This is a genomic window from Ferruginibacter sp. HRS2-29 (assembly GCF_024343615.1).
Lineage (GTDB): Bacteria > Bacteroidota > Bacteroidia > Chitinophagales > Chitinophagaceae > Ferruginibacter.
Genome location: NZ_RJUB01000128.1, coordinates 17,127 through 29,893 on the forward strand (window position 1 = coordinate 17,127; position 12,767 = coordinate 29,893).

At 44.6% G+C, this 12,767-nt stretch carries 10 protein-coding genes; 4 read left to right on the forward strand and 6 right to left on the reverse strand.

Features of this window, described 5'->3' with window-relative positions:
- Position 1: 1 nt before the first annotated feature.
- Positions 2–2,425 carry a phenylalanine--tRNA ligase subunit beta gene (pheT, locus tag EGI32_RS14015; RefSeq protein WP_255155992.1) on the reverse strand — a complete coding sequence of 808 codons (2,424 nt, stop codon included), beginning with the start codon at positions 2,423–2,425 and terminating at the stop codon, positions 2–4.
- 566 nt (positions 2,426–2,991) lie between these two features.
- Between pheT and dnaB the strand changes: the two genes are divergently transcribed.
- From dnaB to EGI32_RS14030, 3 genes are all read left to right on the forward strand, one after another.
- The gene (gene dnaB / locus EGI32_RS14020) at positions 2,992–4,557 is read left to right on the forward strand and encodes a replicative DNA helicase (RefSeq protein WP_255155993.1); all 1,566 of its coding nucleotides are present in this window, start codon (positions 2,992–2,994) and stop codon (positions 4,555–4,557) included.
- A gap of 133 nt (positions 4,558–4,690) precedes the next feature.
- Complete coding sequence (locus EGI32_RS14025) at positions 4,691–5,410, forward strand: 16S rRNA (uracil(1498)-N(3))-methyltransferase (protein ID WP_255155994.1); 720 nt, start codon at positions 4,691–4,693, stop codon at positions 5,408–5,410.
- Positions 5,411–5,421: 11 nt separating this feature from the next.
- A complete protein-coding gene (locus EGI32_RS14030; protein WP_255155995.1) occupies positions 5,422–6,375 on the forward strand; it encodes a M20/M25/M40 family metallo-hydrolase in 954 nt (317 codons plus the stop codon).
- A 73-nt stretch (positions 6,376–6,448) separates the two neighbouring features.
- On the opposite strand, the gene EGI32_RS14035 is transcribed toward EGI32_RS14030, so the two are convergent.
- A complete protein-coding gene (locus EGI32_RS14035; protein ID WP_255155996.1) occupies positions 6,449–7,267 on the reverse strand; it encodes a TerC family protein in 819 nt (272 codons plus the stop codon).
- Positions 7,268–7,393: 126 nt separating this feature from the next.
- On the reverse strand, positions 7,394–8,503 hold the full coding sequence (locus tag EGI32_RS14040) for a quinone-dependent dihydroorotate dehydrogenase (RefSeq protein ID WP_369681667.1): 1,110 nt from the start codon (positions 8,501–8,503) through the stop codon (positions 7,394–7,396).
- A gap of 202 nt (positions 8,504–8,705) precedes the next feature.
- Between EGI32_RS14040 and EGI32_RS14045 the strand changes: the two genes are divergently transcribed.
- Positions 8,706–9,884, forward strand: a complete 1,179-nt coding sequence (locus EGI32_RS14045; protein ID WP_255155998.1) for an acetyl-CoA C-acyltransferase — start codon at positions 8,706–8,708, stop codon at positions 9,882–9,884.
- Positions 9,885–10,018: 134 nt separating this feature from the next.
- Here EGI32_RS14045 and EGI32_RS14050 read toward each other — a convergent pair whose 3' ends face one another.
- From EGI32_RS14050 to EGI32_RS14060, 3 genes are all read right to left on the reverse strand, one after another.
- The gene (locus EGI32_RS14050; protein ID WP_255155999.1) at positions 10,019–10,456 is read right to left on the reverse strand and encodes a DUF983 domain-containing protein; all 438 of its coding nucleotides are present in this window, start codon (positions 10,454–10,456) and stop codon (positions 10,019–10,021) included.
- A gap of 2 nt (positions 10,457–10,458) precedes the next feature.
- On the reverse strand, positions 10,459–10,722 hold the full coding sequence (locus tag EGI32_RS14055) for a SemiSWEET family sugar transporter (RefSeq protein ID WP_255156000.1): 264 nt from the start codon (positions 10,720–10,722) through the stop codon (positions 10,459–10,461).
- A gap of 99 nt (positions 10,723–10,821) precedes the next feature.
- Positions 10,822–12,594, reverse strand: coding sequence for an ABC transporter ATP-binding protein (locus EGI32_RS14060; protein ID WP_255156001.1), 1,773 nt, complete (start codon positions 12,592–12,594; stop codon positions 10,822–10,824).
- Positions 12,595–12,767 lie beyond the last annotated feature (173 nt).

The following is a 12,767-nucleotide window of genomic DNA, read 5'->3' on the forward strand; positions in this document are numbered from 1 at the left end:
TTTATTTCCTAATCTCAGCGCCTACATTTTTTTCAAAAGCACTGATGAGTTTGTTCATAAATCCATCAATTTCTTTATCGGTCAGCGTTTTTACTTCATCCTGGAATGTGAAACTTACGGCCATGGATTTTTTTCCTGCACCCAGTTTTTCGCTTTCAAAAATATCAAACAATTTCACCGACTGCAAATGGCTGATCTTCGCAGATGTAGCAGCAGCCTCTATTTCGGCATACACTGTTTTTTTGTCAACGATCAATGCCAGGTCACGCTCCACCGCCGGGAATTTGGTGATCTCTTTGTACTCGATCTTGTTTTTTACAAGTGCCAGCACTTCATCCCAATAGATATCGGCATAAAAAACCGGTTCCTTTATATCGAAATTCCCCAGTGTTTTTGGGTGAATATTCCCTGCGATGCCCACTACTTTATTTTTCACTTTCAGTTCCGTGCCATTTTCCAATGTAGGGTTAGCGGCATTTTCAAAACTGAGTTTGGCAATGCCCAGCGAAGTAAATATCCTTTCGCAAACTGCTTTCAGGTAATAGAAATCAGCTTTGACGGCCTTCCCCTGCCAGCCTGCTTCCGTTGTATTGCCACTAACGTATATGGCTAAATGCTTTTCTTCGGTGTAATTGCCTATGCCGGAAGTAGCGTACACTTTACCCAGCTCAAACAATCTGAGGCTGCTGTTTTTCCGGTTCATGTTGTGAGCGATCACTTCCAGGCCGGTTTGCAGCATCGATGGGCGCAATACATCAAGATCCGCACTCAGGTTGTTGATCATCCTCACCGTACTCTTCAATACCTGCTCATCGTAGTATTTGCTATTAGTGATGCTATTGGTAAATATCTCGTAAAACCCAAGCCCCGTAAGGTATGTAGCGATCTTTTCTTTTAAAGCGATGTTGCCTGCATTGGTGTTCACCGAGGGTGAAATGGTGATGGCTGTAGGAATGTCTATGTTGTCCAATCCATCGATGCGCATGATCTCTTCCACAATATCCGCCTGTATTTCAATATCCGGTTTGCTGAGAGGGACATTCACCCAAAGCTCATCGATATTGTCTTTCACGATCACAAAACCCAGTGCGACCAAAATATTTTTCACCGTATCTCCATGATAATTTTTACCACTGAGTTTTTTCAGGTAATGATATTTCAATCCCACACTTTTCGGCTCTGCCGGAACCGGGTATACATCGATCACGTTGCTGGAAAATTCCCCGCCGCATATTTCTTTGATCAGCGCAGCTGCACGTTTCAGCACATTCACCGTATTGCTGATATCAACGCCTTTTTCAAAACGGGTAGCAGCATCGGTGCGCAGGCCATGAAGCAAAGATGTTTTGCGGATGCTCTGCTGGCTGAACCAGGCGCTTTCCAGGAAAATGTTTTTGGTTATTGCGCTTACCCCGCTGTCGAGCCCGCCATATACACCTGCTATACACATCGGCTCTTCGGAGTTGCAGATCATGAGGTCATGAGCAGACAGTTTCCTGTCTTTATCGTCCAGTGTTTTAAACACCGTTCCTTCCGCTACATTTTTTACAATGATCTTATTACCGGTGATCTTGTCTGCATCAAAAGCATGCAACGGTTGCCCGGTTTCATGTAAAATGAAATTGGTGATATCTACGATATTGTTGATCGGTTTTACACCGATGGCTTTCAGTTTATTTTTGAGCCATTCCGGGCTATCCGTTACCGTTATGTTGCTGATGCTGATGCCCGCGTAACGTTTGCAGTCTTCTTCGTTTTCAATCACCACATCAATGGCCAGATCAGTATTATCAGCCTTGATATTATTTTTAAAAGGAAGTTTTACGTGTGTTTCTTTTTTGTCGTGATGCGTAAGGTAAGCGCATACATCACGGGCTACGCCGAGGTGGCTCATAGCGTCCATACGGTTTGGCGTGAGGCCGATCTCGTAAATGAAATCCGAATAGGAATCGAACAGTTCGGATACATTTTTACCTGCAGGAGTATCTTCCGGCAGTACCATGATGCCTTCGTGGCTGCTGCCCAGGCCTATCTCGTCTTCGGCGCATATCATGCCCTGGCTTTCAATACCACGGATCTTCGCTTTTTTGATGGTAAACGATTCGCCGTTGGTAGGATGTATGGTAGTATTGATGGTGGCAACGATCACTTTTTGGCCTGCAGCAACATTTGCTGCGCCGCATACTATCTGCAACGGTTCTGTACCACCAACATTTACGGTAGTGACCTTTAATTTATCCGCATCCGGATGTTTTTCGCAGGTAAGTACTTCGCCGGTTATCAGCCCCTGCAAACCCCCTTTGATAGATTCGTAAGGGTGAAGGCTTTCCACTTCAAGGCCAATGGCCGTCAATATCCTGCTGAGTTTTTCCGTATCTACTTTTACGGGTAAATATTCGCTCAGCCAGTTGTAAGAAATAATCATGTATGAGTTATAATTTTCGGTGCAAAGATAATGCAATGGATAATGAGATAGTGGATAATGGATAATGGGTTCATTTTTTGAGAGCTTCGACTTAAAAAATGTACGCTTTTTGTGAAATGATCCGGGGTCAAAACATTATCCATTATCCATTATTACATTATCCATTGTTCAACATCCATTCAGCTATAAAATTCCATCCGTTTTTCCAAGTGAATAATTTCCCTTCGCGGTGCACAAAAAGAATTTTTCACCACTACATTTTGTTGATAAAAACAAACAATTTGCGATGCTGTGCATAAAGATGATGTGGGTAATACTGTGAATAAGCCGTTAATAAGCTACTTTTGCATGTGGAAATGCAGGGGAAACTCTGTAAATTAAAGTTGATAACATCGAATGTTAATTTAACATTACCAAATTAGCAGTTACCTTAGCCGCCCTAATAAAAATGACTACCGCAAAATCCTTTTTTAGGAATTTCAGTACAACATGAACGGGGAATTTTCACGGGCCGCAAAAGCCGGGAAAAGTATTTTTTACAATTGTTTTTAAAAAAGGGGAATTAAATGGAGCTTACAAATTTTAATAAAGATAGAAAGGGCATCAGGAAACCGAAAGTTGACCTTGGCAGCATGGTTTTCGGTAAGATCCCGCCGCAGGCGAAAGAGCTGGAAGAAGCTATTCTCGGTGCGATCATGCTGGAAAAAAGCGCTTTCGATACCGTGATCGAGATCCTGAAGCCGGAATGCTTTTATGTAGACGCCAACCAGCGTATCTACAGGGCTATGCAAAGCCTGGCGGTGAAGAGCCTGCCGATAGATCTGCTTACCGTGGTGGAGGAATTGAGGTCGAAAGAAGAACTGGAACTGGTAGGTGGCCCGTATTATGTTACCAAACTGACCAATTCGGTGGTATCATCCGCCAATATAGATGCTCACTCCAGGATCGTTCTGCAGAAATTCATACAACGGGAACTCATCCGCATCAGCGGCGAGATCATCGGCGATGCTTACGAAGACAGCACCGATGTATTCGATATGCTGGATGATGCCGAAGGAAAGTTATTTGAGATCACCAACAGCCATCTTCGCAAAAATTTCGACGACATCGATACCGTGCTGGTGAAAACGATCCAGCGAATTGAGGATATGCGTAACCGTGATGATGATATTACAGGTGTGCCAACCGGTTTCCCTACGCTCGACAAGATCACGTATGGCTGGCAGCCAACGGATCTTATCATCCTGGCGGCAAGGCCTTCCGTGGGTAAAACCGCGTTTGCGCTTAACCTTGCCCGTACCGCCGCATTGAACGCCAAGAAGCCAACGGCGGTAGCATTTTTCAGCCTTGAGATGAGCAGCAGTCAGCTGGTGCAACGTATCCTGAGTGCCGAAAGCGAGATACACCTTGAAAAGATCTCCCGCGGTAAACTGGAAGAACACGAAATGAAACAGCTGTACAAAAAGGGGATCGACAGGCTTACAAAAGCACCGATCTTCATTGATGACTCTGCAGCATTGAACATATTTGAACTGAGGGCGAAATGCCGTCGTTTGAAAAATAAACACAACGTAGGTATCATCATCATCGATTACCTGCAGCTCATGAGTGGAAGTGCCGACCGCAACAGCAACAGGGAGCAGGAGATCAGCAAGATATCACGTGATCTCAAAGGGCTGGCGAAAGAATTGCAGGTGCCGATCATCGCATTGTCGCAGCTGAGCCGTGAGGTGGAAAAAAGGAAAGAAGGAAACAAGATGCCACAGTTGAGTGATCTTCGTGAATCGGGTGCGATCGAGCAGGATGCCGACATGGTAATGTTCCTTTACAGGCCTGAATATTACGATATCACCGCCAATGAATTTGGTGAAAACAATAAGGGTGAAACGCATGTGAAAATTGCGAAGCACAGGAATGGTAGCCTTGAAACCGTAAAGCTGCGGGCATTGCTGCACATACAGAAATTTGTGGAAGATGAAGCGGGTAACGATTTCAACCCGGGCGGCGGTTCATCCGATGGCGGGAACTGGAAGCCGGTACAAGGCGGCGGCGACGAAGGTGGTGGAAGCCTCTACATCCAGAAGGGAAGCAGGATGAATGATGATGCGTATGATGAAGAAGCACCTTTTTAATGGATAATTTTATAATGGATAATGGAGAACGATCATTTGTTTCTCCATTTTTCTTTTTAAGCTATTATCTATCGAACTTAAAATATTAGAAACCCGGATAATTCATTATCCATTATAAAATTATCCATTAAAAATGGCGCTTCCTTTTTTTTATATAGAACAAACAGATGGCTCAGGAATTGTGCAACTCAATGAAGAAACATCGAAACATGTGGTGCAGGTGTTGCGCATGAAAAATGAGGAACAACTGCAACTCACGGATGGCAAGGGAAATCTGTTTACCTGTACCATCATCGATGATCACCGGAAAAAATGTGTAGTGAGGATCGATAAGACTGATCATACACCGGAGCCGGAAAAGAAAATAACCATCGCTGTTTCTCTCGTAAAAAATAATACCCGCTTCGAATGGTTTCTCGAAAAAGCCACGGAGATCGGGGTTTCGTCCATCATTCCATTGCTTTGCACGCGTACGGAAAAACAGCATTTTCGTACAGAGCGGATGAAAGGCATACTTGTAAGTGCCATGTTGCAAAGCCAGCAGACCTGGCTGCCTGAATTGCCCGAGCCGGTGAAATTCAATGTATTTATTGAAAAGGCTGTTGCAGCCCAAAAATTCATTGCGCACTGCGAAGAGGAGAATGATAAAAAGGAACTGACAGCACAGATGGACGGGAAAGCTGCTTCGCAAATAATGCTGATCGGCCCCGAAGGAGATTTTACAAAAGAGGAAATTGAAAATGCATTGAAGCAGGGTTTCATACCGGTAAGCCTGGGAAATACAAGGCTCCGCACAGAAACCGCCGGAATGGTAGCGGCAGCACTGATGGTAAACCATTCGTATAAAAAATAGTAAATTTAACCATGAAAAATATTTTTCTCGCTGCGGCAATGCTTACAACGATCGTTTCGTGCGGTCAGAAAGAATTGGTAACGGATGCGCCTGTAACGCCGCCGCCGGTTGTGCCGCCTGTTGTAGCCAGCTTTCGTGTACTGGATAGCACCCAAATGGACAACGACCTGAAGGCTTTATCCAGCGACGCTTTCAAAGGCAGGAAAGCGGGAATGGCCGAAGTGGTTCTGTCGCACCAGTTGATACAATCAAGATTGCGTCAGGCGGGAGTGGATAGTTTCGCGACAGGATTTATGCAGGAGTTTTCTTACCTGGGGCTTGACAGGAAAAATTTTCTCGGATTGGTAAAAGGCACTTTGTATCCTGATAAATATATAGTGGTGGGGGCACACTTCGATCACCTTGGGGTAGACGGAAGTGGGGTAGTATATCATGGAGCCGATGATAATGCCAGTGGTGTTGCGGCCACATTGGCTATGGCAAAATATTTTCATCAACATAAACCCACGCATTCCATCATTTTCGCTTTGTGGGATGGAGAGGAAATCGGCCTGAGGGGATCAGCATATTTTGTAAATAATCTTCCGGCAGGACTGGATCTCTCAAAAATAAAATTCAACCTCAATGCCGATATGCTGGCCCGCAGCGATAACAACAGCATCTGGGCGAGCGGGCTTTCGCATTATCCCGAATATGCTTACCTGGTAGACAGCATCAAGTCCAAATCGGCAACGCAGTTGAAAAGCGGTTACGATAAACCAACCGATCCGCAGGACTGGACATTCCTGAGCGACCATGGCAGTTTTTACAATAAGAATATCCCGTATTTATATTTAGGTGTAGAAGATCATCCGGATTACCATAAGGTTACAGATACCTATGATAAGATCAACCCGGACAGGTTCACAGAAAACGCGAACATATTTGCGCAGATGGCAATATTGCTGGATAGAAAGTTGAACTAGTTTAGGGTTTAGCGCTTAGAGTTTAGAATTTCCTTGAAAGCAACTCTAAACTCTAAGCGCTAATTTCTAAAACTTAATGTGCGGAGTCACTATATTCATCCGGCTGTTTATTCTCCTGTAATGTAGGTTCATTCAATTTTACCACTCTTCTTTTCTTGGCACGGTTCAACATGGTCATGTTCAAAAGTTCAACGATAAACGAGAATGCCATACCGAAATAGATGTAATTTTTTAATCCGAGTTCATGTGCTTTAGTGGGTGCCCATCCTTCCATCACAAGGCTCAGCCCGATCATCACCAGGAACGAAAGCGCCAGCATTTTTAGTGTAGGATGTTTGTGTATGAAAGCGGAGATTTTCGGGCTGAAGAGGAACATGATGGTCATGGCGATCACCACAGCGGCGATCATGATCTCCACATGTTTGGCCGTACCACCAGCTGTGATGATACTGTCGAAAGAAAAGACGGCATCAATGATCACAATCTGTGTAAGAGCTTTCCCCAGAGTGAGTTTGTTATCCAGCAGGTCGTTTTCTGAATGGTCTTCTCCTTCGAGTTTGCCATGAATTTCTTTCACCGATTTGTAAATTAGGAATAACCCGCCGGCCAGCATGACAATACTTGCGAGGTCTAATCCTTTACCAAACCAGCTTTCGGGAATGATGTAATTACCTTTTTGCGACAGCAACCAGCCAAGGCCCAGCAGCAGGAGGCTGCGAACGATAATGCCGGATATCATCCAGAAACGACGGGCCGTTTTTTGTTTTTTCTGGTCAGGCAGCCTGTTCATGATGATGCTGACGAAAATAACGTTATCGATGCCCAGTACAACTTCCAAAATAACTAATACGAAGAAACTGATGATGCTCTCGGAGGTAAATAATTCTGCCATGGCGCAAAAATAAGAAAAACCGATGCTGGATGCTTGTTGCTGGCAATCTTTAATTTTCGAAGTATATATGATACCCCGGTTTATTAAAAACCATCAATAGGCTATCAGGCATCCAGAAACCCGCATCTATTTATTTCCTTCGGTGATCTTCCGCACAATTCCAGGCCCTTCATAGATGAAACCGGTCCATACCTGTACCAGCGAAGCGCCGGAAGCAAATTTTTCTTCTGCATCTGCGCCGGTGAAAATTCCACCGCTGGCGATGACAGGGATCGAACCGCCGGTCTTTTCAGTGATGTATTTTACAATTTCGGTGCTACGCTTTTTCAACGTCTTTCCACTCAACCCGCCAGCTCCTATTTTTTCACATTGCAGTTTGGAAGCATCACTCAGCAGGCTCCGGTCAATAGTGGTATTGGCTGCCACCAGTCCATCAAGTTTTATTTCCAGCGCCAGTGAGATCACATCGTCGATCTGTTCCCGGGTGAGGTCTGGGGCGATCTTGAGCAGGATGGGCTTTGGCGGATCGGGAAGTGTTGGATTGAGCTGCTGTAGGGTGGTGAGTATTTTTCTCAAGGCATCTTTTTCCTGCAGTTCGCGTAAACCCGGCGTATTCGGACTGCTCACATTCACCACAAAATAATCCACGTAAGGATGCAGCTTTTTAAAACAGGTCTCGTAGTCTTTCCAGGCGGTTTCGTTAGGGGTTACTTTATTCTTTCCTATGTTGCCGCCTATGATGAGTGAAGGGGTAAGGGTTTCGGGTGACGTATTGCTGGTTGCGGCATTTGTAACCCCTGATCCGTGCGCCGTAACCCGCCACTTCTTAAGCCTTTCAACAATAGCATCCGCACCATCATTATTAAACCCCATGCGGTTGATCAGTGATTTATCTTTTGGCAGACGGAACAACCGCGGCTTGTCATTTCCATCCTGCGGCAGGGGGGTAACGGTACCGATCTCTACAAATCCAAAACCAAGGCATTCCAGTTCTTCCAGGTATCGTGCGTTTTTGTCAAAACCGGCACCCAGGCCAACCCTGTTGCGAAAATGCAGGTTGAATAAAGAGAAACCGGATGCGTTTACAGGCGTATACATCCGTATAATTGCTTTTCTGATAAAACCTATGCTGCAGAGTTTTTTCAGTGCATTCATCGAAAAGTAATGCACTTTTTCCGGGTCAAATAGGAATAAGAAGGAACGTAGGAGATTGTACATGGTGCGCAAAAATATCATTCTAATTAAGAATTAAAAATTAAGAATTAAGAATGCCGGTTTGCCTGCGGTATATTTTTCATTTTACATATCAAATTACGGGTGCCAGATGGCCATTTCAACTGAAGCGTTCTCAATTCTTATTTCTTAATTTTTAATTTACAATAAGAAACTATAACTTTGATATATAGTTGCATAAACAACCATTTTAAAAATAATTACCATGCAGGAAGCATATATAGTGGCAGGTTTCAGGACTGCAGTAGCAAAAAGTAAAAAAGGCGGGTTCAGGTTTACCAGGCCCGATGATCTGGCGATCGATGTGATCAAAGGTTTGATCGCTACGGTTCCGCAGCTGGATCCGAAAAGAGTGGACGATGTGATTGTGGGCAATGCTGTTCCGGAAGCGGAGCAGGGGCTGCAGTTTGGCCGTATCATTGCGGCAAAAGCACTTGGAATTGAAGTGCCCGGAATTACCGTGAACCGTTATTGCGGCAGCGGCCTCGAAACGATCGCTATGGCTACTACAAAGATCCGTTGCGGCATGGCAGAATGTATCATTGCCGGAGGTACCGAAAGCATGAGCCTGGTGCCTACCGCGGGATGGAAAACCGTTCCTTCTTATGCTATCGCGGTAGATGAACCGGATTATTATCTCAGCATGGGATTGACTGCCGAAGCGGTGGCCAGCGAATACAATGTGAGCAGGGAAGACCAGGATATGTTCAGTTATAATAGCCACCTGAAAGCGGCCAATGCCATCCAGGAAGGGCATTTTAAAAGTGGCATTTTGCCTATCATGGTCGAGCAGGTGTACCTGGATGCGAAGGGAAAAAAACAAAAGAAATCCTATGTGATGGATACCGATGAAGGTGTACGTACAGACACTACACCTGAGGGCCTGGCCAAACTGAAACCGGCTTTTGCAGCGGGTGGAGTAGTAACGGCAGGGAATTCATCGCAGACCAGCGATGGTGCGGCATTCGTGATCGTGATGAGCGAAAGGATGGTGAATGAACTTGGCCTGAAACCGATAGCACGGCTGGTAAATTGCGCCAGTGCGGGCGTAGAGCCAAGGCTGATGGGAATCGGGCCGGTAGCTGCCGTTCCGAAAGTGCTGAAACAAGCGGGTATGAATTTAAGTGATATCGACCTGATAGAATTGAATGAGGCATTCGCTTCTCAATCTCTGGCGGTGATAAGAACGCTGGGACTGAATCAGGATATCGTGAACATCAACGGTGGTGCGATCGCTTTGGGGCACCCGCTTGGTTGTACCGGTGCAAAACTGAGCATCCAGGTGATCAACGATATGAAACGACTGAATAAAAAATATGGAATGGTAACGGCCTGTATTGGCGGCGGGCAAGGGATTGCGGGAATAATTGAGAACATTGGTTGATTACACGATTTGACTACACGAATTAACGGAGGTGATGTTATAAAAAAGGCACGAATTAAGCAGGTAATGCCTGTTTTAATTCGTGCCTTTTTCTCGCTGATTCGTGTAATTTGCTTTAATTCGTGTAATAAGATCTACTTAAACTCTTTCGGAGCTGTCTTCTCATAATCCGGATCGTAGCTGATGAAAAACCTCATATAGATCACCCGGCTCAGGCGCATAATCCATGGCTGCAAAATAACCAGTATCACTGCATTTATCCCCAGCCACCAGAAAATCCTGCTGTCGCTTACCGAAATTCCTATCAGTACCCACCATGCTACAAAAGTGGCAACGGAGATAGCCACCGTCAGCGCATAACTTACATAGCCTGTGCCATACCAGAAGCCCGGTTCCATATCATATTTTTGTCCGCACTCGGGGCAATACTCCGGCATGTCGAAAATATGTTTGAGCGATAATTTGCGGTAGGCGTTGGGATCGGTAAACATTTCCCCACGTCTGCACCTCGGGCATTTCATAGTGAGCATGCTCCACAATGAATTTGGTGTACTTCTTTTTTGTTTTTCCATGATTATGTCTTATTGTTTCTGAACCTGATCTTAAAATAGATCATAGCCAGTACCATCGATAATACGATGGCATTAGTGATCCACAAAGGCCTGTTACTGATTGAAATACCATAGGAAAGCCAGAGTGTTACATTGCAGGTGAGCAATAATAAAGTGGGCATCGAAAGATCGGTGGCAGACTTTGTCTTCCATATTTTTATTACCTGCGGCAAAAATGAAACCGAGGAAAATATGCCGCCGATGTAGCCGATGATATCTGGATTCATACAGTTTTATTTCACGAATTACACAAATTAACGAATTAGCGGAGATAAATAGTTTAATTAGTTTGATCCCGGTAATTCAGGTAATATATGTCATCAAAATCATTTCTTTCTTTCCCCGATCTGCTGCCTCCACATGGCATAATACAATCCTTTCTTTTCAATCAGTTCTTCATGCGTGCCTGTTTCTTCCACTTCGCCTTTTTCCAACACATAGATCCTGTCGGCGTGCATGATGGTGCTCAGCCTGTGTGCGATCAATATCGTTACCTGGTCTTTGATTTCAGAAACATCGCGGATGGTATTGGTGATCTCTTCTTCCGTAATAGAATCAAGGGCGGAGGTAGCTTCATCAAATATCAGCAGGTGTGGTTTGCGCAGCAATGCCCGGGCAATGGAGATACGTTGTTTTTCTCCCCCGGAAAGTTTCAATCCTCCTTCTCCGATCATCGTATCGAGGCCGTTTTCGGCACGCTGCAAAAGTTGGGTGCAGGATGCTTTTTGCAATGCGGCATTAAGTTCTGCTTCCGTAGCCTGGGGATTAACAAACATGAGGTTCTCCCTGATGGTCCCGCTGAAGAGGTTGGTGTCCTGCGTTACAAAACCGATCTGCCTGCGAAGGTCGTCAAAAAGGATCTCCGTTTCATCGAGGTTATTGTATAATATTTTTCCTTCCTGCGGACGATACAAGCCCACCAATAATTTCATCAGCGTTGATTTACCGCTACCGCTTGGGCCAACAAATGCGATGGTTTCACCGGTCTTTACATCAAAGCTGATATTGTCAATGGCTTTGTGAGAAGCGGTCTGATGCTGGAAGGAAACATGATTGAAGGAAAGTGTCCGAATATTTCCCAATGGTTTTGGGTTCAGTGGTTCCGACTCAGGGGCCTTATTCATCAGCGCATCAAAGTTGGTAAGAGATGCTTCCGCTTCGCGATAGGATAACAGGATATTACCGATTTCCTGTAATGGGCCAAAAACGAAGAAAGAAAATATCTGCATCGTTACCAGTTGACCCGCATTCATCTCGTGATGGAAGATCAGCCACATCAAAATGTATAAGATCACCTGCCGTAAAGTATTTACCATCGTGCCTTGAATGAAGCTGATACTGCGGATGCGTTTTACTTTCGATAATTCGAGGCCGAGGATCTTATATGTGTTTTTATTCAGCCTTTCTACTTCCTGCCTCGTGAGACCAAGACTTTTTACCAGTTCGATGTTGCGTAATGATTCGGTAGTAGAGCCGGCTAAAGCGGTTGTTTGTCCGACAATATTCTTCTGTATCGCCTTTATTTTTTTGCTCAGCAAATTGGTGATAAAAGTAAGAGTAGCAATGCCGACCAGGTAAGCGACAGGAATACGCCAGTTGATAAATATGGCGGCATAAACGAAAACGAAGATAACCCCGATCAATACGCCAAAAAGTATATTGATGAAGTTGGTCATGAATTTTTCTACGTCAGAACGAACTTTGGTGAGAATGGACAAGGTCTCCCCACTACGTTGATCTTCAAACTGGTAGTAAGGAAGTTTCATAGCGTGTTGCAACCCGTCGGTGAAAACGCTGGCGCCGAATTTTTGAATTACCACATTCAGGAAATAATCCTGGAATGCTTTGGCGATCCGGCTGACCATGGCTACCGAAATTGAACAAAGCAGAAGGAACCAAACGCCGGGATCATCCCAGCTAAAAGACGAGAAAAATTTAGTTTCGGAGAAATTTTTGGCAATGCCGTCATTTGCGAGGTTTATTAGCTTACCCAGTATGATAGGATCGACCAGGGAAAAACCGATATTGATGGATGCCATCAATAACGTAAATATGACCAGCCATTTGTGCGGCTTCAGGTATTTTAATAATATTTTCATTGCAGGAGAATAGAAATTGATTGATAGATGGGAGACAACAGCAAATCCGGTGCAAGTTCGCTAAAAAATGACGTAAAGGCAGGAATAAAAAAAAGTGGGCAATGGAAAGTGGAAAATTGATAGTTAAACATCGAGTTTGAACTTTTTTGGCAGTCTGGAAATACTTCAGATCT

Bases quoted from the DNA above. Each gene is read 5' to 3' on its own strand.
- EGI32_RS14055 (WP_255156000.1), bottom strand. From the start codon at position 10,722: ATGAATCCAGATATCATCGGCTACATCGGCGGCATATTTTCCTCGGTT.
- EGI32_RS14060 (WP_255156001.1), bottom strand. From the start codon at position 12,594: ATGAAAATATTATTAAAATACCTGAAGCCGCACAAATGGCTGGTCATA.
- EGI32_RS14025 (WP_255155994.1), top strand. From the start codon at position 4,691: ATGGCGCTTCCTTTTTTTTATATAGAACAAACAGATGGCTCAGGAATT.
- EGI32_RS14050 (WP_255155999.1), bottom strand. From the start codon at position 10,456: ATGGAAAAACAAAAAAGAAGTACACCAAATTCATTGTGGAGCATGCTC.
- EGI32_RS14045 (WP_255155998.1), top strand. From the start codon at position 8,706: ATGCAGGAAGCATATATAGTGGCAGGTTTCAGGACTGCAGTAGCAAAA.
- EGI32_RS14040 (WP_369681667.1), bottom strand. From the start codon at position 8,503: ATGATATTTTTGCGCACCATGTACAATCTCCTACGTTCCTTCTTATTC.
- EGI32_RS14035 (WP_255155996.1), bottom strand. From the start codon at position 7,267: ATGGCAGAATTATTTACCTCCGAGAGCATCATCAGTTTCTTCGTATTA.
- EGI32_RS14030 (WP_255155995.1), top strand. From the start codon at position 5,422: ATGAAAAATATTTTTCTCGCTGCGGCAATGCTTACAACGATCGTTTCG.
- dnaB (WP_255155993.1), top strand. From the start codon at position 2,992: ATGGAGCTTACAAATTTTAATAAAGATAGAAAGGGCATCAGGAAACCG.
- pheT (WP_255155992.1), bottom strand. From the start codon at position 2,425: ATGATTATTTCTTACAACTGGCTGAGCGAATATTTACCCGTAAAAGTA.